This is a genomic window from Micromonospora sp. DT43, assembly GCF_049841645.1.
Taxonomy (GTDB): Bacteria; Actinomycetota; Actinomycetes; order Mycobacteriales; family Micromonosporaceae; genus Micromonospora.
Genome location: NZ_JBNCKR010000004.1, coordinates 496,809 through 516,775 on the forward strand (window position 1 = coordinate 496,809; position 19,967 = coordinate 516,775).

General features: G+C 68.4%; 25 protein-coding genes and 3 tRNA genes. 26 read left to right on the plus strand and 2 right to left on the minus strand.

The genetic code is table 11. The features are described from left to right. The first annotated feature begins 142 nt into the window (after positions 1–142). From ACLQ26_RS13845 to ACLQ26_RS13860, 4 genes are all read left to right on the plus strand, one after another. Positions 143–478 (plus strand): hypothetical protein, encoded by a 336-nt coding sequence (locus tag ACLQ26_RS13845; protein ID WP_425744782.1) that lies wholly within the window; start codon positions 143–145, stop codon positions 476–478. Then, positions 471–815: a precorrin-4 C11-methyltransferase gene (locus tag ACLQ26_RS13850; protein WP_425744783.1), complete on the plus strand. Its 345-nt coding sequence runs from the start codon at positions 471–473 to the stop codon at positions 813–815. The genes ACLQ26_RS13845 and ACLQ26_RS13850 overlap by 8 nt, the downstream gene beginning before the upstream one ends. Before the next feature lie 149 nt (positions 816–964). Further along, complete coding sequence (locus ACLQ26_RS13855) at positions 965–1,786, plus strand: GntR family transcriptional regulator (protein ID WP_425744784.1); 822 nt, start codon at positions 965–967, stop codon at positions 1,784–1,786. Next, positions 1,774–2,550, plus strand: a complete 777-nt coding sequence (locus ACLQ26_RS13860; RefSeq protein WP_425744785.1) for a glycosyltransferase family 2 protein — start codon at positions 1,774–1,776, stop codon at positions 2,548–2,550. Before ACLQ26_RS13855 ends, ACLQ26_RS13860 begins: the two co-directional genes overlap by 13 nt. On the opposite strand, the gene ACLQ26_RS13865 is transcribed toward ACLQ26_RS13860, so the two are convergent. Together ACLQ26_RS13865 and ACLQ26_RS13870 are read right to left on the minus strand one after the other, a co-directional pair. After that, positions 2,540–2,983 (minus strand): hypothetical protein, encoded by a 444-nt coding sequence (locus tag ACLQ26_RS13865; RefSeq protein WP_425744786.1) that lies wholly within the window; start codon positions 2,981–2,983, stop codon positions 2,540–2,542. The two genes, ACLQ26_RS13860 and ACLQ26_RS13865, sit on opposite strands and share 11 nt — an antisense overlap. A gap of 725 nt (positions 2,984–3,708) precedes the next feature. Then, positions 3,709–4,308: a TIGR02391 family protein gene (locus ACLQ26_RS13870; protein ID WP_425744787.1), complete on the minus strand. Its 600-nt coding sequence runs from the start codon at positions 4,306–4,308 to the stop codon at positions 3,709–3,711. Positions 4,309–4,680: 372 nt separating this feature from the next. Between ACLQ26_RS13870 and ACLQ26_RS13875 the strand changes: the two genes are divergently transcribed. From ACLQ26_RS13875 to rplA, 22 genes are all read left to right on the plus strand, one after another. Further along, positions 4,681–5,076: a hypothetical protein gene (locus ACLQ26_RS13875; protein ID WP_030329838.1), complete on the plus strand. Its 396-nt coding sequence runs from the start codon at positions 4,681–4,683 to the stop codon at positions 5,074–5,076. Positions 5,077–5,251: 175 nt separating this feature from the next. Further along, positions 5,252–6,847: an FtsK/SpoIIIE domain-containing protein gene (locus ACLQ26_RS13880; protein WP_425744788.1), complete on the plus strand. Its 1,596-nt coding sequence runs from the start codon at positions 5,252–5,254 to the stop codon at positions 6,845–6,847. Then, positions 6,844–7,110 carry a hypothetical protein gene (locus ACLQ26_RS13885; protein WP_400447636.1) on the plus strand — a complete coding sequence of 89 codons (267 nt, stop codon included), beginning with the start codon at positions 6,844–6,846 and terminating at the stop codon, positions 7,108–7,110. The genes ACLQ26_RS13880 and ACLQ26_RS13885 overlap by 4 nt, the downstream gene beginning before the upstream one ends. Positions 7,111–7,113: 3 nt before the next feature. Next, entirely contained in the window at positions 7,114–7,302 is a 189-nt protein-coding gene (locus tag ACLQ26_RS13890) for a hypothetical protein (RefSeq protein ID WP_425744789.1), read from the plus strand. Next, entirely contained in the window at positions 7,299–7,841 is a 543-nt protein-coding gene (locus ACLQ26_RS13895) for a DUF2637 domain-containing protein (protein WP_425744790.1), read from the plus strand. Before ACLQ26_RS13890 ends, ACLQ26_RS13895 begins: the two co-directional genes overlap by 4 nt. After that, positions 7,838–9,592: a replication initiator gene (locus ACLQ26_RS13900; RefSeq protein WP_425744791.1), complete on the plus strand. Its 1,755-nt coding sequence runs from the start codon at positions 7,838–7,840 to the stop codon at positions 9,590–9,592. The genes ACLQ26_RS13895 and ACLQ26_RS13900 overlap by 4 nt, the downstream gene beginning before the upstream one ends. Continuing rightward, positions 9,589–9,774 carry a helix-turn-helix transcriptional regulator gene (locus ACLQ26_RS13905; RefSeq protein ID WP_030329852.1) on the plus strand — a complete coding sequence of 62 codons (186 nt, stop codon included), beginning with the start codon at positions 9,589–9,591 and terminating at the stop codon, positions 9,772–9,774. The genes ACLQ26_RS13900 and ACLQ26_RS13905 overlap by 4 nt, the downstream gene beginning before the upstream one ends. Further along, on the plus strand, positions 9,771–11,207 hold the full coding sequence (locus tag ACLQ26_RS13910) for a tyrosine-type recombinase/integrase (protein ID WP_425744792.1): 1,437 nt from the start codon (positions 9,771–9,773) through the stop codon (positions 11,205–11,207). The genes ACLQ26_RS13905 and ACLQ26_RS13910 overlap by 4 nt, the downstream gene beginning before the upstream one ends. Further along, the gene (locus ACLQ26_RS13915) at positions 11,204–11,551 is read left to right on the plus strand and encodes a hypothetical protein (RefSeq protein ID WP_425744793.1); all 348 of its coding nucleotides are present in this window, start codon (positions 11,204–11,206) and stop codon (positions 11,549–11,551) included. Before ACLQ26_RS13910 ends, ACLQ26_RS13915 begins: the two co-directional genes overlap by 4 nt. Before the next feature lie 310 nt (positions 11,552–11,861). Further along, positions 11,862–12,182: an epoxide hydrolase N-terminal domain-containing protein gene (locus ACLQ26_RS13920; protein WP_425744794.1), complete on the plus strand. Its 321-nt coding sequence runs from the start codon at positions 11,862–11,864 to the stop codon at positions 12,180–12,182. 362 nt (positions 12,183–12,544) lie between these two features. Continuing rightward, on the plus strand, positions 12,545–12,703 hold the full coding sequence (locus ACLQ26_RS13925; RefSeq protein WP_425744795.1) for a hypothetical protein: 159 nt from the start codon (positions 12,545–12,547) through the stop codon (positions 12,701–12,703). 32 nt (positions 12,704–12,735) lie between these two features. Continuing rightward, positions 12,736–15,267, plus strand: coding sequence for a putative bifunctional diguanylate cyclase/phosphodiesterase (locus tag ACLQ26_RS13930; RefSeq protein ID WP_425744796.1), 2,532 nt, complete (start codon positions 12,736–12,738; stop codon positions 15,265–15,267). Between the two features lie 94 nt (positions 15,268–15,361). Then, a tRNA-Thr gene (locus ACLQ26_RS13935) sits at positions 15,362–15,434 on the plus strand. A gap of 24 nt (positions 15,435–15,458) precedes the next feature. Continuing rightward, positions 15,459–15,531, plus strand: a tRNA-Met gene (locus tag ACLQ26_RS13940). A gap of 132 nt (positions 15,532–15,663) precedes the next feature. Then, complete coding sequence (rpmG, locus tag ACLQ26_RS13945) at positions 15,664–15,831, plus strand: 50S ribosomal protein L33 (protein WP_007073056.1); 168 nt, start codon at positions 15,664–15,666, stop codon at positions 15,829–15,831. Positions 15,832–15,956: 125 nt separating this feature from the next. Continuing rightward, positions 15,957–16,403, plus strand: a complete 447-nt coding sequence (locus tag ACLQ26_RS13950; protein WP_266246361.1) for a MaoC family dehydratase N-terminal domain-containing protein — start codon at positions 15,957–15,959, stop codon at positions 16,401–16,403. Between the two features lies 1 nt (position 16,404). Beyond that, positions 16,405–16,797, plus strand: coding sequence for a MaoC family dehydratase (locus ACLQ26_RS13955; protein WP_425744797.1), 393 nt, complete (start codon positions 16,405–16,407; stop codon positions 16,795–16,797). Positions 16,798–16,960: 163 nt separating this feature from the next. Continuing rightward, a tRNA-Trp gene (locus ACLQ26_RS13960) sits at positions 16,961–17,033 on the plus strand. Between the two features lie 213 nt (positions 17,034–17,246). After that, positions 17,247–17,639, plus strand: a complete 393-nt coding sequence (gene secE / locus ACLQ26_RS13965) for a preprotein translocase subunit SecE (RefSeq protein WP_007465334.1) — start codon at positions 17,247–17,249, stop codon at positions 17,637–17,639. Between the two features lie 39 nt (positions 17,640–17,678). Beyond that, positions 17,679–18,401 (plus strand): transcription termination/antitermination protein NusG, encoded by a 723-nt coding sequence (nusG, locus tag ACLQ26_RS13970; RefSeq protein WP_139582412.1) that lies wholly within the window; start codon positions 17,679–17,681, stop codon positions 18,399–18,401. 187 nt (positions 18,402–18,588) lie between these two features. Next, positions 18,589–19,020, plus strand: coding sequence for a 50S ribosomal protein L11 (rplK, locus tag ACLQ26_RS13975; protein WP_007465329.1), 432 nt, complete (start codon positions 18,589–18,591; stop codon positions 19,018–19,020). A 78-nt stretch (positions 19,021–19,098) separates the two neighbouring features. Further along, entirely contained in the window at positions 19,099–19,815 is a 717-nt protein-coding gene (gene rplA / locus ACLQ26_RS13980) for a 50S ribosomal protein L1 (protein WP_425744798.1), read from the plus strand. The last annotated feature ends 152 nt before the right edge of the window (positions 19,816–19,967 follow it).

A 19,967-nucleotide genomic window follows, 5' to 3' on the forward strand; every position in this document is an offset into this window, starting at 1 on the left:
TTCCGTCGGGTCCTCGCGCGCTTTCTGCAACCTCCTCACCGCGGTGGTCGACGGGCGCCATCCGTGAACTGCCTGCGCACCGCTCCGCGCCGCTCATGACGCGGGCTCAGCTTTACCGAGGCAGCGGCGGGCGGTGGCCGCGATGAGTCGTACGAACAAGCCGGCTGCAGTCACGAGCCACCCGGACTGGTGTGCCCCGGATCGCTGTGGCTACCTGGTGCCGCCGCTGATGGCGCACATGGCCCGCCGTCATCGTGGCCCCATGCAGCGGGTCGGTGAGAGTCGGGCGGGCGGGCTGGTCGTCACGTACCTCATCAGTGCGGAGGCTCTGGGTGGCGCCATGGTCGGTGTTCACGCGACGTGCCGGGGCGGGAACGCCTGGGCTGAGTTGTCGTTGCTGCAAGCGATCGAACTGGCGGAGCAACTTGGCGACCTGGTGAAGCAGGTACTCGGACGGCCAGGGGCCGACGATGAGTGAGGGTGTCCCGCTTGCGGAAGGCCGGCCGGTGCCGCCGATCGCGTCGGTCGTGTGCCCCGTCTGGTGTCGAGGCTGCGGGCCTAACGACCCGATGCACCGCGGGTTTCTCTCCACGGTCGGGAGGGAGCGAACCGGCTGGGTCACCGTCCAACTGGTCGTTGACCGGTTCGCCCGCCGGGACCTGGCCGTGAAGCTCGATGCGACCCGATACGGCGCGACGCAGACCGTACTGTTGTCGTCCGCGCAGGTGGACCGGCTCATTGACGAGCTGGCATACGCCCAGCTGGAGATGTTGGCACCGGCCGATGGTGGCGAGCAGGCGGGAGAGACGCGGTGAACGCCAACACCCGTCGGGGCTCAGCCGTTCCTCGTGCTCCTGGCCTGCGCCCTGCGCGGCCACCGCGAGCAGCGGTAGCAATGCCGCCGGTTCCGGAGCGACCCGCGGGCGGGACCACCTGGCAGACGTTGGAACGTCTAGGGGGTACGGTGGCCGGTGTGCAAGGCCGGGACTGGCGCCCTCGCTACCTGCAACTCGCGGAGGAGTTGCGGGCGAAGATCGTGAGCGGTGAACTTGCCCCCGGCACTCTCATGCCCAGCGAGACCGAGCTGGCCGACACCTCGGGCCTGTCACGCACAAGCGTCCGCAACGCCATCCGGCAGCTCCGCGAATGGGGCCTGGTCCGTGCGGAGCAGGGACGCGGCACCTACGTGCGGGCACCCCGCCAGCGGGTACGCCGTCGTAACACCGAGCGGTACCAGTGGGAAAAGGATCGCGTCCTGCTCGACGAGGACGAGCGGCTGAAGACTGGCGCCACGGAGCACGACACCGGCCTGACCGTCGACGATTTGAAGTTCCACGCCGAGTACTCCCAGGTGCAGGCAGATGCAGAGATGGCGGCGGCCTTGCAGGTCGAGCCGGGTACGCAGCTGCTGCGCCGGGTCTACTGGACGTCGTCGCGGCACGAGAACGCGCCGCTGACCGTGTCGTACTCCTACCTGCCTTATGACTTGGTGGCCGCGAATCCGGACCTGCTCGACGCGGGCAAGGAGCCGTGGCCGGGCGGAACACAGCATCAGCTCCACACGCTGGGCATCGAGTTGGACCGGATCGACGATGAGATCCGCGCTCGCCCTCCGTCGCCCGACGAGGCTGAGTTGCTGGACATCGACCCCGGCGTCTCCGTGCTCACCGTCCGGAAGACCTCGATCGACACCACGGGTCGCGTCGTCGAGGTCGCCGACGTGGTGATGCCGGGCGACCGCACCGAGCTTGTCTACTCCCACAAACTCCAGCGGTGGAAAACTTGACGCAGCTCGTCTCGGTCATCACCCCGGTCCACGCGCCCAGCATCGAGCACCTGGCTGGCGCCTACGAGTCGTTGGCCAAGCAGGAGATGCCTGCCGGCTGGGATTGGGAATGGCTGGTCCAGGAGGACGGGCAGACCGGCGCCCTGGCCGACGCGCTGCCTGACGATCCTCGAATAAGTCTGGGCACCGGCCGTCCCGGGGGGCCTGGTGTCGCCCGTACCCTCGCCCTTTCCCGTGTCGCCGGGCAGCTCATCAAGGTCCTGGACGCTGACGACCAGTTGACCCCCGGCGCGCTCGCCCGGGACATCGCCGCGTTCGACGCGCATCCGCAGATCGGCTGGACCACCTCGCGGGTACTCGACCTGCTGCCCGACGGTTCGACCGCCGGATGGGACAAGGACCCGGCTGGCGGGATCATCGACCGCAGTTCGGTCCTGTCGTTCTGGCAGGCCAACGGCTACCGCGCATCGGTGCACCCGGCGACCCTGTGCCTGCGGCGAGATCTCGTCTTCGCCCTGGGCGGTTGGATGGCCCTGCCCGCCTCCGAGGACACCGGCCTCCTGCTCGCCGCCAACGCGGTCACCGCGGGCTACTTCACCCGCGAATACGGCCTCCTCTACCGCAAGTGGCCCGGCCAAGTCACCAGCCAGGCCGCACACCGGGAACCGGCCGAGTATCAGGCACGTATGAGGATCATCGAGGCCAGAGCCAACGCGCTGGCCTCGATGATCCCGAACGGCTTTGCTGGCAGCGCTACGGCGTAGCTTCGTGTCCCGGCATCCCGTGAGTACGCCGCCGCTCTTTCATCTCCGCCTCGAAGATGTGCCGCCGACCGCCGGCCAGCTTCTCCCGCGCTTCCCGCTCGATCTCCTGGAACGCGGCGTAGTAGCCGTCGTCGAACTCCTCCACGATCTGGAACGTCCACCGGCCGGGTAGCAGGTTGCGCCCCAACAGCTCGTGCTCAACCCGGTCGGCCATCTCGTCGTGGGCGGCCTCGCGGAGCAGCTTCACCACCCGGTCAAGGGTGAGGTCCGCCCCACCGACGAGTTGGTGCGCCGAGTACAGGTGACCTCGCACCCGATGGATCGTTTCCAACGCCTTACTCAACTCGCCCAGCGCCTCAACGGTCTTATTATCTAGCTCGGCGGGCCGCTGGTGCGCCTCATCGACTGACTGCCGTGGCTGTTCCTCTGACATCGTACGTCAGTACCCCAACTACGACAGTTACACCCTCTTCAAGGCCGGCGGGTCGGGTGGAAGGGTCCACGCACTGACCCCTCCACCCGAGGTGAATGGTGCTCGTCACATAGCCAGACTGGCACCGCCAACAACCACCACGATCACGATGATGATCTGGATTGCGACCTCGCGCGGGATCCGCATCGAGAACTGAATCTCAGTCATCTACACCTCCTTCAGTCAAGCAACGTCTGCCGGCACTTGTCTCGGCGAGGTATCCCGAATTTCAATGAACCTCGGGGAAGATCTCGCCGCGATGTCGAAGTTAGCCGGTCAATGCTCGACGAGGGGTAGGGGAGCACCTGGACGATCCGAGCGATTTTGCGGCTGCCCTCGCACATGCTACATTGACGGTCATCTAAACCTTGTCCATGTAAACATGGACAAGGTTGTGATAGACGATGGTCACGCTATGGGTTGAGGCGTCCGCCTCGTTCTCCTGGAAATTCAAGGGATTGGCGATCACGCGCAGCCGTGGGGAGGGTGAACTCTCCGCACGAGGTTGAGTGAGTAGCGGTTGCGCGAAGCGGATTCATTTCGGGCGCAGTTCGAAATCGTCGAAGACTTTGACCGCTTATGCCCTGATTGCATATGGCGCGAACTTCCGAAACTGCCGAGGGATCTGCGGGTCGCTCAAGGCCCCTCCAGCGGGAAGCGGGCTGGGGTTAGGGTTGCTTCCTAGATCAAGATTCCGGGCTAGGGCTGGCCTGTGGAGCCTCGGCCAGTTCGCAGTGGTCGACCCACCTGGCAAGCAAGCTGAGTGTAGCGAGCCTCTCCAGCGCCGCCTGTTCGTCGAGCGTGCCAATTCCGTGGGCCGCCGAATTTCGAATGGTCATCTGAACGCCAGGGGCGAACTGTCGCAGTCCATCATTCATGGTCTTGACGTCTCGATCACCCATGGGTCCTGGCCATCTCAAGCGGGGCTTCCCGGGGGCTGGTGCCCGATCCGAGAATACCTCTTGCCAAAGAGCTGTTTCGGCGACGTCGTTCCTTCCCGTCCGCGCCTTCAAGGTGGCCATTGCAGCCTCCGCTGCCGCTGCCACAGCTTGGCGGAAGTGTCCGTCACGCCAAAGTCTCCCGGCGGCGCCCCAGACCACAGGATGCATGGCTTCTACGCCGACTAGTGGGACCGCTTCAGCTTCGGCCCTGGCAATCATGGCTTCTATGCGCCCCAGCATCTGGTCGCAAGCATCCAATACGTTGCTGGGTTCAACGACCGGCTTCGGGTCGGTGATTGAGGCCCAATTGGCAATCGGGTCAATTTTCCCGACGCCCTGAACCATTATGTAGCTGTTGGTAAGGGAGGTAGCTTCCAATGCTCGACCCGCTGCTCGGGAAACCCGAGAACGGACCTCGCGGATCTTCGCAGGATCGGCGTCATCGAGAGGAAGCGCGGCTGGTGCGGCCCCCCCGCGCTATTTCTTCGTTGGCGACGTGCAATTCCATGAAGTGCATGAATTCGCTGCGAAAGGTGCTGACGGCCTCCGCTACGAACTTCAGGTACCTGGGGCTTCGCTGGGCGTCCACGCCTTGATCCTCCCTCATCGACCCCACGGTCCGCCGCACCCTGAGGCGCAGAACGTTGACTTGTCTGCCAAGTGTCGTCTACCTTGGAGTGCAACTTGGCAGACAAGTTAACAAGTGGAGGTTGAGCGATGGCTCTGCGCGGCGGTACGAGGTTCGCGGTGCGGTGTGAGGACGTGTTCCCGGCGGGGTGCGCGTTGGTGCCCGAGTCTCTGGGCGAGGTCGAGGACTACGACGAGAAGACCGGCCGGCGTAGCCCGGCGAAGGACAAGCTGACCGGCCAGCGGGTGTGGCAGGTGCGGGTGATGGACCTGGATCCGGAGCTGGGGAAGCGGTCGCGGGAGACGACGGTGAAGATCTCGGCGGACTACCAGCCGGTGCCGCCGACGGGTGGCCTGTTCGAGGCGGTGGAGTTCGACGGCATGACCGTCACGCCTTACGTGGGCAACAACGGTCGGATGGCGTATTCGCTGCGGGCGACCGGGATGCGTGCCCCGGCGGGCGTGGCTTCGAAGGCGGCGCAGTAGCCGCATGTGGTGAGGGCGGGGCTGTCAGGTCTTGGCGGACGGCAGCCCCGCCCTCTGTCTCTTTCCCCTGCTCTGTCGAGAGAGGTAGTGACATGTCCAAGCGTATGCCCGCCGTCCTGCGGCGGCCCACAGTGGCGGGCGCCCGATGATGCGCCGCCCGCGCGGCGAGGTCGTGATGACCACCGCCGGGGACCTGATGGTGATCCGACCGCGTCGGCTGGAGCTGCCGGTCTGGCTGATCGCGGTCGGCCTGGTCCTGCGCTGGCTGTGGCGGGGCCTGTGGTGGTGCCTTCGCCACCCGGTCGCCGTCGGCCTGGTCGTGGCCGGGGTGACCCTCTGCCGCGAGTTCGGCCGGGCCGGCGTGATCGTGCCCGTCGTCCTGGCCGCTGCCGTCTCGGCCATCTGGCGGTGGCGGCACGAGTCGTCCTGGTGGGCCTGGTGCGCCGGCCCGATCCTCGGCCGCTTCCGTCAACTCTTCGTCTACCGGCGGGCCTGGCGTGAGGCAATGACGCTATGCGGCCTGGCCAAGGTGTACGACCATCGCACGGTCCTGCCGGAGCTGCTGCGGGTCCGCTCGGATCAGGCGCTCGATGTGCTGACCATCCGCATGGTCCGCGGCCAGACACCGGAGGAGTTCCAGAAGGCGACGGCTAACCTGGCGTACGCCTTCGGTCGGCGGCACGCCCGGGTCTACTCCGAGCGTCCCGATGACCCGCCGATCCGGTCGGGCTACTGGGCGCTGGTCCTGGGCGCGGTGGACCGGCTGCGGTTCCGGGACCGGCCGTCGGTGGTCTACCTGGTGGTGGTCCGCACGGATGCGCTGCGCACCCTGGTCGACCCCTTCGACATCCCGTCGGTGCCCGACTTCACCGCGCTACCCCTGGCTCGGCGGGAAGACCTGCGGCACTGGTGCCTGCACCTGCTCGCCACCCACGTCCTCATCGGCGGCGCCACCCGCTCCGGGAAGGGCTCGGTGCTGTGGTCGCTGGTCCGCGTCCTGGCCGGCGGGATCTCCTCCGGACTGGTCCGGCTCTGGGTGATCGATCCCAAGGGCGGCATGGAGTTCGCCATGGGTCGGCCGCTGTTCGCCCGGTTCGCCTGCAAGTCCTTCGAGGCCATGGCCGACCTGCTCGACGAGGCCGTGACCGTCATGCGGGAACGGCAGACCCGCCTTGCCGGCGCGGTGCGGGTCCACACTCCGACCCTGGATGACCCCCTGGTCGTGGTCGTCATCGACGAGATGGCGGCACTAACCGCGTACCTCCAGGACGTTGACCTGCGCAAGCGCATCGCCGGGTCGCTCGGGTTGCTGCTGTCGCAGGGGGCCGGCGTTGGCGTCCTGGTGGTGGCCGCGTTGCAGGATCCCCGCAAGGAGGTGCTGCCGTTCCGGGATCTGTTTCCGACACGGATCGCGCTCGGCCTGACCGAGGCCGCTCAGGTCGACCTCGTGTTGGGCGACGGTGCCCGCAACCGGGGTGCCCTCGCCGACCAGATGCCGCGATGGGCTAAGGGCGTCGGCTACGTGATCCTCGACGGCACTCCCGAGCCAGCCCGGGTCCGCTTCTCCTACATCTCCGACGACCACATCCGGGAGCTGGCCGCGGAGTACCCGGCGCCGGCCGACGCGGCGGACATCCTCGCCCAGGTCGGCCGGGAAACCGCCACCGAACCGGCCCGGCCGCCTCTGCCCCGGCAGCGTCGTGGACCGCTGCTGCCCGACTCGCTGCTGAACATCCTCGACCGGGACGCCGACGGGGGTGAGCCGCGGTGACCGCACCGACCGACGGCCGAACCTTCTACCGGCTCCGCGCCCCCGGCACCGACGGCGCCACCAGCACGGCCGTGTCCGTCCGCGTCGACCCCGCCCGGCCCGACGCGTACCCGGTCTATCTCGCCGTCGGTGGCGGCCGGCGTCGCATGTCCCTGACCCCCGACGAGGCGTGGGCGCTGTGGCGCTGCCTCTCCGAAGCGGTGGCCTCCCTCGGCGAGCCACCCGAGCACATCCGTACCCGCGTCGCTCCGGCCCGGAGGTAACCGATGTCCCTCAAGAGCTTCTTCCTCGGCACCCACCGCCTCAAGCCGCTGCACATCCAACTCAACGGCTCCCCGGACCGACTCGCCGGTGCCCTGCACGGCCTCGCGCACATGGTCAACCGCCGCCGCGACCTCAACGGCCAACAGATCAGCATCACCCTGACCATCCGCGACAACGGCAGCGGCCGATGATCCGCGAACGCGCCGAGTCCGGCGTCCGGGTGCTGATCCTGCTCGTCGTCGGCACCATGGCCGGCGCTGCCGCCTTCACCCACGTCCACGACCTGACCGTTGCCCACGGCCAACCCGACTGGATCGGCTGGGCCAACGCCGTAGCCGTCGAGCTGATGGCCATCTACCTCGGCCTGGAGATCCGCGCCCGCCGCCGCAACGGTCAACCCGTCGGCCTGGTCGGCGTGCTCCTCATCGCGTTCGCATTGCTCTCCCTCGCCGCCCAGGTCGCCGAAGCCGAACCATCCGTCTGGGGCTGGATCGTCGCGGCAGTGCCCTCGCTGGCCTTCCTCGCCCTGGTCAAGGTCGTCCTGTCCACCGCACCCGCCACCCCGCCGGCGCCCGAGCCCGATCAGCCGCAGGGCGATTGGTACGACGAGCCGCAGCCTGTCGAACCCGCGCCGCCGGCTCCGGTGATGCCGCCGGCATCAGCTGCGGTGCTGCCCCCGATCAAGGCCATCCAGCCCAACCGGCCCCAGGTCGTCGGGATCATCCGATGACGGCTCCCACCCTGCCCGGTCTCGAACCCGCCCCGACCCCGGTTGCTCCTCGGCCGGGGTCGCGGGCGGCCCGCATGGCCCTGCCCCGCGCGATCGACGTCCTCAAAGACATCGCCATCGAGTACGGCGTCTGCGTCCGCCCGCTCGCCATGCGCCGCACCGACCTCGACAACGGCCTGACCGAAGTCATCGACCTGCCCTGCGGCGCGACCCGCGAGGACAAATGTCCACCGTGCGCCAAGAAGAACCGCCGGCTACGGCAAGCCCAGATCCGCGAGGGCTGGCACCGCGACGACGAGCCGCTACCCGGCCCCGAACCCGCGACCGAGGCGCAGAAGTCGCTGATCCTGTTCCGCGCACACCTGGAGTTCTCCCGCGACGAGGCCGTCCGCGCCGCCCAGTGGGACCAGGTGACCGACCTCGACGAGGCAATCCGCGAGGTAGAGGAAGCCATTGCCGCTGAGGGCCTACGCGGACGCGTCGGACCACCCCACACCAGCGACGACGAGGACCAGGACGACGAGCCCGGCCCACGGCGCAAGCGCTCCACAAAGCGGCGCCAAGATGCCCCCGAACTGCCCCGGCGCAAAGTCGAGCGCCGCACCGTCGGCAAGACCTACACCGCCCCGGACGGCTCCACCTACCAACCGTCGATGTGGCTGACCCTCACCCTCGACTCGTACGGCCCGGTCCGCCCCGACGGCACCCCCGTCAACCCGGCCAGGTACGACTACCGCCGCGCAGCCTGGGACGCCGTGCACTTCCCCCGACTCCTCGACCGGTTCTGGCAGAACCTGCGTCGCTGCGAGGGCTGGAACGTCCAGTACGCCGGCTGCGTCGAGCCGCAACGCCGACTCGCCCCACACGCCCACTTCGCCATCCGAGGCACCATCCCTCGCGACGTCCTCCGCACCGTGGCGGCGGCGACCTATCACCAGGTGTGGTGGCCCTCGGTCGACGTCCAGCGCTACACCCTCGACCGCCTCCCGATCTGGGACGAACAGGCAGCGACATGGGTCGACCCGGACACCCGCGAGCCGCTGACCACCTGGACGGAAGCCCTCGACACCATCGACGACGACCCGGACGCGGAACCGGTGCACGTCGTGCGCTTCGGCACCCAGGTCGACGCCCGCGGCGTCATGCCCGGCACTGAGGACGCCGAACGGACCATCCGGTACGTCACGAAATACATCACCAAGCACACCGGCGACTGCCACAAGGCCACCACCGACCGGCAACGCAAGCACCTCGACCGGCTCTGGCAGCAACTCCAGATCACGCCCTGCACCGACCGGTGCGCCAACTGGCTGCTCTACGGCGTCCAGCCCAAGAAGGCACACGCCAAGCTCAAGCCCGGCCGCTGTAAGGGCAAGGTCCACCAGCGCGACACCCTCGGCATCGGCGGCCGGCGCATCCTCATCTCCCGCGACTGGTCCGGCAAGACCCTCGCCGACCACAAGCACGACGCGCGGGCCTGGGTGCGGGCACTGCTCGGCGTCACCACCGACGGCACGCAACTCGTCGACGACCAGGGTGCCACCACCGAACGGGTCCGGCACGCCTGGGAGTTGGCCCGACCCGACGACCCCGACGTCGGCCCCATGACCCACCGGCTCATGCGGTCGATCAGCGAACGCGCCCGCTGGCGATCCGAACTGCTCGCCGCCAAGGACCGGGCAGCGCAGGGGTCCCCAGATCTTTCGGCAACTCAGCACAGCGCACAGCACGACGGGGAGGAAACGCAGTGAATGAGGAGTTGTTGACCGTGCCGGAAGTGCTCGCCGAGCTGCGCGTACCGCGCTCCACCTGGTTCTACTGGCGGCAGACCGGCAAGGGACCACGGGTGATCAAGCTCCCGAACGGGCAGCTCCGGGTCCGTCGGTCGGCGCTCGGCCGGTGGCTCGGCGACCTGGAGCAGGACGCCGCATGAATAGCTACGAGGTCCAGATCTGGGAGATCGCCAAGCGCGCTGACCGGAAGGCTCGGCCGTGGCGGGTCCGCTGGGCGGTGAGCGGCCAACGCTTCGAGGACATGTTCCGTACCAAGGCCCTGGCGCATTCGTTCCGCGCCGAGCTGGTCCAGGCGGCCAATGCGGGGGAGCCCTTCGACCCGGCCACCGGCCGTCCGGTCTCCGAGGCCAGAACCAAGAACCCCACCACCTGGTACGCGCACAGCCGCGCGTACGTCGAGATGAAGTGGCCCCGGGCGGCGGCCAAGACCCGGCGCTCGATCGTTGAAGCACTGACCTCGATCACGGTGACCCTGACCCGGCCGGCAAAGCGGGGCCGACCGACTGACGCGCTGCTCCGTGAGGCGCTGTACCTCTACGGCCTCAACCCCCGCCGCTGGTCCGACGAGATCCCGGCCGAGCACTCGGCGGCGCTGGCCTGGCTGGAAACCGCGTCGGTCCCGGTCGTCGAGCTGGACTCGCCCGCGATGGTCCGCCGCGTCCTCGACAGCCTCTGCGTACGCCTCGACGGCAAGCCCGCGGCTGCCTCCACCGTCCAGCGGAAGCGGGCCACCTTCTACAACGTCCTCGGGTATGCCGTCGAGCTGGAGCTGATCGCCTCCAACCCGGTCGACCGGGTCCAGTGGACCGCTCCCGAGGTCGCGCAGTCCATCGACCGGCGGGTGGTGGCGAACCCGGCCCAGGTCGCCACGCTGCTGGAGGCGGTGAAATCTCTCGGCAAACGCGCCGACAAGGTCACGGCCTTCTTCGGCTGTCTCTACTACGCGGGGATGCGTCCCTCGGAAGCCGCGGACCTACGGCGAGAGGACTGCGACCTTGCCGGCCGGTGCGCCGACTGCGGGGCCGACTTCGACGACCTGGCGGCGGTCAAGCCATCCCGGTCCTGCGAGCACGAGAAGATCGAATATCGCTGGGGTCGCCTGGTGCTCGCCGGTACCTCGCCGCGCGCCGGGTCGCACTGGACCGATGACGGCGGCTCCCACGAGCGGCGGGGACTCAAGCACCGGGGGAGAGCCGAGACTCGGACGGTCCCGATCCCGCCTCGGCTCGTCGAGCTGCTGTGCGCGCACATCGAGAATCACGGGGTGGGCCCGGACGGTCGGTTCTTCCGGGGCCTGCACGGTGGGCCGCTCTCCGAGTCGGTCTACGACCGATGGTGGAAGCTCGCTCGCGAGCAGGCGTTGACCGAATCGCAGGTTGCCTCGCCGCTCGTCCGCCGGCCCTACGACCTGCGGCACGCGGCGGCCTCGCTCTGGCTGAATGCCGGTGTCCCGCCGACCGAGGTCGCCCGGCGCCTGGGCCACGGCGTCGCCGTCCTGCTCCGGGTCTACGCCAACTGCATCGACGGGGGAGACGACACCATGAACGACAAGATCGGCGACGCGCTCGGATGACGTTGCAGCTCGATGGCACCATCGTCGCTATGGCAGTGAGTCGGGAGCGTCGGCGGCGACTTGTGAGCGCCTTCGCCACAGGAGGCGCCACCTGGACGGCAGCTTCTGCTGGCTTCGTCGAGCCTCCGTCGCTATCCCAACTGATCATGCTGGGCCTTGCTGCTGTTCTCACGGGCACCGTCGTCGCCTTCGGTCCTGAAGCCTTCGTCCAGTCGTCCGACTCCAAAAAAAAACCTCGATACTGCAAGTTGCACACTCAGTCCGGACCGTTCGCCTGGCTGCAGGTGGTGTCGGGGCTGTCGCCAGCTCTCAAAAAAACCTCGAAGGTTAGGTTGGGAATGTAAGGCCAACCTTGGGGCGTGGGCAGATGGTGGGCGGCCGGCACCTTTGACCGTGCGGCGGGACGAGAAGGAGCAGGTCAGCACACCTAACGCGACCAAGATCACGGACGCCCTGTAAATCCGTCGCGAAAGCTTCAGAGGTTCGAATCCTCTACCCGCCACCAGGTGCAGACACGGCCCCTGACCAGCAGAGATGCTGATCGGGGGCCGCTGTCGTTGATCTAGCCGAGTCCGGCTGAGTCCAGCCGTTGACGACTGGTTGTGGACAGGTCGATCTTGCCCTTGAGTCAGCCCGTGCGAGCACGTACGGGGCGTGGAGATCCACTTCATCGCACTGCGTTCGCAGCACGAGGACGCCCTACCGCTTACCGTGACGCACGGCTGGCCGGGTTGGTCGTCGAACTGCTCGCGTGGTCGGCGCGCTCACCGACCCCAACCGCGCACGATGGTTCTTTCCAGGACGCGTTGCACGGTGGCGACGTGGGCGCCGCCTGCACGGACGCGACGGGCCGCCAAGGTCCGCTGCTCGGTGCTCACGGCAACCTGCTCGGCTGTGCTATCGGCATTGGACCAACTGCCAGCGACATGCGCGCAGGAGCGCGACGCACGACGCGCTGAACCTGGTCACGACTGACGGCTTCGGCTACTCTCAGCACTCCAGTGGTGAGTGGAGAGTGAGCAGTGCCTGCGCGTCGCCAGCCGAAAGCTCACTCCAGGTCCAATGGTCAGGGATGCATGGGTTGTCGCCTCTGGGGTGGGCGAGGGTAAAGGTCCGAATCGCCGCCTTGGTTGGAAGCCGCTCTATTTGCCGCTGGTTGGCCAGCGATCGCGTTCCGTAGACGCTCCGTCTGCTACTTGTCACCGAGCGGCCATCTGACCGGCCCGGCTCGCCCGGTCGGCCATGCCGATCGGCCGTACGTGGGCTTTGCGGGCCGATTCGACTGTGGCACGATCGGGGGCACTGATTCTTGTTCTGCCCCCGACAGGAGCACGCTGATGTATGGACGGACGCCTCGCCGCCTCCGCGCCGCCCTCGCGTTCGCGGCCGCGGTCGCGTTCGCGGGTTCCTTCCTAGGCGCGACCACCGACTTCCAGCAGTTCGACTTCTCGTGGGGTGCTCCGGCCGTTGACAAGGGCGCTGCAGTCGTCCGATAGGCCCGCTCCGCACCACCCAGCGAGGGAGCGGAATGAGGCCTGACTCGCCCCCAGCCCGGAGATCCAACGAGCAGGCTTGGCTGATCACCGGGCCGTTGGCGGTGCTGGCCATCGTCTGCTCGTTCGTCCTCGCGCTGGCCGGGCCTCCACCTCCGGGCAACCTCCTCGGAGCGGCGGTGATCTTCGCCGTCATGGTGGTTGTCAGCACCCAAGTGCTCCAGATTGTGGTGCGTAGGCAGGCGCTCGAAGTCATCGTCACCGAGATTCCACTGCTCCTCGCCTTTTTCTATCTGCCGCCCCTGACGGTCGTGCTGATTGCCGTTCTGGCCGCTCTGATCGGTCAGCTTCGTCGACGCCTCAGCGCCCCGAAGGTCTGGTTCAATCTCGCCAGAGCGGCCGTAGCCGCCTCGCTTGCGGGCGTCGTCCTGGTGGCGCTGCCTCCCATCGGCGACGAGGTGGGTCCGAAGACCTGGGCTGTCCTCTTCGCGGTGGTCAGTGTCAACAGTTTGGTCTCGTTGGCAGCCATCAGCGCGGTCATCACTCTCCTGCACGGGTGGCAGGCAGGGTGGGAACTGATCCGCAACGGCACGGCCCCGCAGATGATCTGCGCGATCAACAGCGTCGTCGGGTTGGTGATCCTGATGGCGATCGAGTCCAACCTGTGGTCCGTGCTCCTGATCGCGGTGCTGGCGATCGCAGTCATCCTGGTCTACCGCTCGTACGCCCAGTTCCTTCGCCAGCACCGCACGCTCGGGAGCATGTACGAGTTGACCCGGGCGGTCAGCGAGAGCCGCCAGGAGGGCGGCCTGGTCGACGCGCTGCTGGATCGGGTCCGCGCGTTGATGCAGGCCGAGTACGCCACGCTCTGGCTGCCGGTCCAGGGTCGCCACCCCGAGGTCCTGTTGAGCGCCAGACTCGATGACCGCGGGCTGCTCGATGTCGCGCTCACCCCCTCGATCGTCCGCGAACGAGTCCGGCAGTCCGGCCGCACGCTGGCCGCCGGCCGAGCCTTCGACGATGACGAGGACGTCCGTGGGGCGCTCAGCAAGCAAAAGGTCAAAGACCTCATCGTGGTTCCGCTGCGGTCCGGCCAGGCGGTGATCGGCACCCTCGAAGTGGTCAACCGGCTCAGCGACGTCGGCCACTTCTCGGCTGCTGACATCCCGGTCTTCGAGACCGTGGCCGCCCACGTCGCCGTTGCGTTGGAAAATTCGCGGCTGGTCGACCGACTGCGGCACGACGCGTACCACGACACGTTGACCGGGCTGCCCAACCGGCGGCGGATCATCGGGGCGCTGGACGAGTCGGTCAAGATCGGGGCGCCCGACGAGGTGGTGGCGCTGCTGCTCTTCGACGTCGACGGGCTGCGGCAGGTCAATGAGTCCCTCGGCCATGCGGCCGGGGACAAGGTCCTCGTCGAGGTGGCGAAACGGCTGCGGGCCCGCGCGCCGTCGTCGGCCCTGGTCGGCCGTGCCGGCGGGGACGAGTTCCTGGTGACGCTGCGCCTGGAGAACGCCGACGCGGCGCTGGAGCTGGCCGGTCAACTGCGCGACCAGATCCGCGACGAGATGGTCTTCGACGCGCTCACCCTCGACGTGAACACCGCCGTCGGGGTCGCCGTACACCCGGATCATGGCAGCGATGCCGCGACCCTGCTGCTCCGGGTCGACTTGGCGGCGAACGCCGCCAAGTCGGTGCCCGGCAGCGTGCAGTTGTTCAACCCGGCGCTGGAGTCCCGGTCCCTGCGCCGGTTGGGTCTGGCCGGCGACCTGCGCCGCGCACTGGACCAGGACGAGCTGGAGGTCTACTTCCAGCCCAAGGTGACCCTGCGGGACCGGCGCCTGGTCGGTGTCGAGTGCCTGGCCCGGTGGGAGCATCCGACGCACGGCACCGTCGCTCCCGAGGACTTCGTGGCGGTGGCCGCGCACACCGGCCAGTTGAGCCGGCTCACCGAGGTGGTGCTCCGCGAGGGGCTGCGGCGCAGCCGGGACTGGGCCCAGGCCGACCAGCCGCTGCCCATCGCGGTGAACCTCGCCGCCCGTTCGCTCACCGACCAGCACTTCCCGGACCGGGTGCAGGAGCTGTTGACCGAGTACGGGGTGCCGGCGCAGCGCCTCACCCTGGAGATCACCGAGTCGGGGGTGCTGGACGGCACGGACCGGCCCATCCCCACCCTGCGCCGGCTCCGCGATCTCGGCGTCCGGCTGTCGGTGGACGACTTCGGCACCGGGGACTCGTCCCTTGCGCACCTGCGCCGGCTGCCGGTGCACGAGGTGAAGGTGGACCGGTCCTTCGTGCAGGGCATGGCGACCGACCCGGGGGACCTGGCGATCGTCAACGCGGTGGTGACGCTCTCGCAGCAGTTCGGTCTGGCCGTGGTCGCCGAGGGCGTGGAGAGCGAGCTGACCCTGGAGCTTCTTCAGGACATCGGCTGCGAGATCGGGCAGGGTTTCCTGTTCAGCCGGCCGCTGCCGTACGAGCGGCTGGCGGCCTGGTTCGGCGCCCAGGTCGACCCCGAGACGATCTCCAGCACGGAGCTTCCGCGGCTGCGTGTGGTGCCCTGAGCTGGGCCTGGACGATCACCGGGGATCCGATTTCACCTGCCGAGCCGGGGCGTGTACTCTTACTTCTGCGCGCCCCACGGGGAAGATCGCGCAGGCCCCCTTAGCTCAGTCGGCAGAGCGTCTCCATGGTAAGGAGAAGGTCTACGGTTCGATTCCGTAAGGGGGCTCGAGGGTTCAGCTGGACCCATCGCAGCGGTGTAGCTCAGATGGTAGAGCAAGCGGCTCATAATCGCTGTGTCGCCGGTTCAAGTCCGGCCACCGCTACTCTCGTCTTCCGGGCTCGTTGCCGGTGGTCGTAAGAACGGGCGCTTCTGGCGCCCACTTTGCATGTCCGCGCTGTCAGCGTCTAGGCTGGCGCGTCGTAGTTGTTTCCGTTAGCGAGGAAGGCACTCCGCCGTGGCGAAGGCTACCGATGTCCGGCCGAAGATCACTTTGGCGTGTGTGGAGTGCAAGGAGCGCAACTACATCACGCGCAAGAACCGCCGGAACGACCCCGACCGCATCGAGCTGAAGAAGTTCTGCCCGCGCGACGGCCGGCACACGGTTCACCGCGAGACCCGCTGATCTCTGACCGGCACACGCCGGTCATTGACGAAGCCTTTCCAATCGCCGATCTGACCGGCACGCCGCGGTTCCGCCGCAGCCTGCCGACCAGATCGGCGATTGTGCTTTCCGTGTAGGTTCGCGGCATGTCTCTGGACCCTTCCTTCGTCGGCCGGACGTATCCGCCGACCGCCCCCTACCAGGTGGGCCGAGAAAAGATCCGTGAGTTCGCCACGGCCATCGGCGCCACCGACGCGGCCCACCACGACCCGGTGGCGGCGCAGGCGCTGGGCCACCCGGACGTGGTCGCCCCGCCGACCTTCCCGGTGATCGTCACCATGGCGGCGAGCCGCCAGATCATCGAGGACCCGGCGCTCGGCGTCGACTACAGCCGCCTGGTGCACGGCGACCAGCGGTTCGCGTACACCCGGCCGGTGGTCGCGGGCGACGAGCTGGTCTGCACGAACACCATCGAGGACGTCAGCAACCGGGGCGGGCACGGCTTCCTGACCACCCGCACGGACGTGAGCACCGTCGCCGGGGAACCGGTGGTCGCCGTCTGGGCCCGGTACGTCATTCGCGGGGAGGCCTGAGATGGAGCTGCCAGTCAAGACGTTCCGGGTGACCCGGGCGGACCTGGTCCGCTACGCCGGCGCCTCGGGTGACTTCAACCCGATCCACTGGAGCGACCGGGTCGCCACGAAGGTGGGGCTGCCCGGCGTGATCGCGCACGGCATGTTCACGATGGCCCTGGTCGGTCGAGCGGTCGCCGAGTGGGCCGGGGCGCCCGACGCGGTGGTCGAGTACGGCGTTCGCTTCACCCGGCCGGTGGTGGTCCCGGACGACGACCAGGGGACCGAGATCGAGGTCACCGCGAAGGTCCGTGAGGTGACCGAGGCCGGGCTGACCCGGCTCGATGTGACAGCGACCTGTCTGGGCGAGAAGGTGGTCTCGCAGGCGCGGGCGACCATCCGCACCGGGCGCTGAACCGCCTCGGTGGCCGTCGGCGACGACACGCCCGACCGGGTCCGCCACGCGTGGCGGGGAGACCGGTTGGGAAAGTCGGGCGCCTACCCGTACACTGGTCCGCCGTGGGGCAAGTGACCCCTGCACGGTCGTCTGTGACCGCGTGGGGCGAGTGTTGCCGCATAGGGGTGTAGCTCAATTGGCAGAGCAGCGGTCTCCAAAACCGCAGGCTGCAGGTTCAAGTCCTGTCACCCCTGCGCCTCAGGCCTGACCGTTCCCGTGGGTCGCGCCGCCGACAAGGCGGCGTCCGGCCCGTGGTGGTGGCATCGGCGGGGTGGTTCCGAGGCATTCGGGACCCCCGGTTGATCCACCGGCCGCGGCCCGTCGCGGGACGGTTTGGCCCGGCTGGCGTGACCAGCGCCGCGCACGCCGCCCGGCGTGCGACCCGAGATTCCGCGACGGAGGGCGAAGTGGCCGACAACAAGCGGCGCGGCGAGGACGCCGGCGACGATCGTCTGGACGACGAGGTCGTCGACGACGTAGCCGACGACGACGCCACCAGCGCGGACGAGCCGGTCTCCCGGGGAGGCACCGCGACGCGGTCCCGCGCCCGGGCGGAATCGGCGGACAGCCGGCCGACCACGAGGTCGGAAACCGGTCGGGTGGGCGTGTTCGGCCGCATCGCCCGGTTTTTCCGCGAGGTCGTTGCCGAACTGCGTAAGGTCATCTGGCCGACCCGTAAGGAGTTGCTGACGTACACCGCCGTGGTGGTCACGTTCGTCGCGGTGATGCTGACGATCGTGGGCGTGCTGGACTACGGCTTCGCCAAGGTCGTGTTGTTCGTCTTCGGCAACTCGGACTGACCGGCTGTCTCCAGCCGATAGTGACGGAAGTGAGCGAGCGTGCCTGAGTACGACGAGACCGCCGGACCGGTGGACGAGCAGTCCACGGTCGCGACGGCGGCTGGTGACGAGTCGGTTGAGGCCGCCAGCGAGCCGGAGTTCCCCACCACCGAGCCTGAGCCGGACGAGGAGTACGACCCGGTCGCCGAGCTGCGGCAGAAGCTGCGCTACGCCCCGGGTGACTGGTACGTGGTGCACTCGTACGCCGGTTACGAGAACAAGGTGAAGACCAACCTCGAGACCCGGATCACGAGCCTCGACATGGAGGACTTCATCTACCAGGTCGAGGTGCCGACCCGGGAAGAGGTCGAGGTCAAGAACGGTAAGCGTTCCCAGATCCAGGCCAAGGTCTTCCCGGGCTACATCCTCGTCCGGATGGAGCTGACCGCCGAGTCCTACTCGTGTGTCCGTAACACCCCGGGTGTGACCGGCTTCGTGGGCGCGACCGACCGGGCCGACCGGCCCGCGCCGCTCTCCCTCGACGAGGTGCTGAAGTGGCTGGCGCCGGCCGTCGAGACCGAGCAGAAGAAGGCCAAGCCGGAGATCAAGGTCCTCGACTTCGAGGTCGGCGACTCCGTCACCGTCACCGACGGCGCGTTCGCGTCGCTGCCGGCCACGATCAGCGAGATCAACGCCGACCAGCAGAAGCTCAAGGTGCTGGTGTCGATCTTCGGCCGGGAGACCCCGGTGGAGCTCAACTTCAACCAGGTCGCCAAGATCTGACCGGTCGTCGGCGGCGGGCCCGGCCCGCCGCTGACGTCGGCGTACGCCCTCCCGCTCGACCTCGGCGGACGAGTGGGCTGCGGCCTGCGCTACTCTTGAACGTCGCCGCTGTCGCACCGCGCTGACCGTGCGCGTCCCGAGGGCGGCGACGGCCGCATTTTCCCAGCTCCAAGCCCCAGGAAGTGACATGCCTCCGAAGAAGAAGCTCGTCAAGACGTTCACGCTTCAGCTGCCGGCGGGCCAGGCCACGCCGGCGCCGCCGGTCGGCCCCGCGCTCGGCCAGCACGGCGTGAACATCATGGAGTTCTGCAAGTCCTACAACGCGCAGACCGAGTCCCAGCGGGGCGACATCGTCCCCGCCGAGATCAGCGTGTTCGAGGACCGGTCGTTCAGCTTCGTGCTGAAGACCCCGCCCGCCGCCCGGCTGCTGATCAAGGCCGCCGGTGTGCAGAAGGGTTCGGGCGTCCCGCAGGCCGAGAAGGTCGGCTCGGTGAGCCGCGCCCAGCTGCGTGAGATCGCCGAGAAGAAGATGGCCGACCTCAACGCCAACGACCTGGACCAGGCCGAGAAGATCATCGCCGGCACCGCCCGGTCGATGGGCATCACCGTCAGCGACTGACGTTCGGCCCTGCCGACGACCCGACCGTGGGAGGGCCCGCGCCGAGCGGCCCGCCAGAGACCACAGGAGTAATAAGCAATGCAGCGCAGCAAGAGCTACCGCAAGGCCGCCGACGTCATCGACCGGTCGAAGCTCTACACCCCCTCCGAGGCCGTGAAGCTGGCCAAGGAGACCACCAACGTCAAGTTCGACGCCACGGTCGAGGTCGCCATGCGCCTCGGCGTCGACCCCCGCAAGGCGGACCAGATGGTCCGCGGCGTGGTCAACCTGCCGCACGGCACCGGTAAGACCGCCCGCGTGATCGTGTTCGCCAGCGGCGCGAAGGCCGAAGAGGCCGCCGCCGCGGGTGCCGACGAGGTGGGCACCGACGAGCTGGTCGCCCGCATCCAGGGTGGTTGGCTCGACTTCGACGCGGCGATCGCCACGCCGGACCAGATGGCCAAGATCGGCCGGATCGCGCGGATCCTGGGCCCGCGCGGTCTCATGCCGAACCCGAAGACCGGCACGGTGACCATGGACGTCACCAAGGCGGTGCAGGACATCAAGGGCGGCAAGATCACCTTCCGGGTGGACAAGCACTCCAACCTGCACCTGATCATCGGCAAGGCCTCCTTCACGGAGACCCAGCTGGTGGACAACTACGCGGCGGTGCTCGACGAGGTGCTGCGCGCCAAGCCGTCCGCGGCGAAGGGCAAGTACCTCCGCAAGGTCATCCTCACCACCACCATGGGCCCGGGCGTTCCGGTCGACCCGAACCTGGTGAAGAACCTCCGTGAGGACCAGGCCGAGGCCTGAGCCGACAGCTCGCTCGTACCGGGGCGGGGGCACGAAGAGTGGGGGGCCCCCCCCGGGGGGGGGGGTGGGGGGGGCATCAGCGGCCGCTGAGCAGGACGACGTGGGTTCCGGTCAACGCGGTGCTGCGGGCGTGCGCGAGCAGCCCGGCCAGG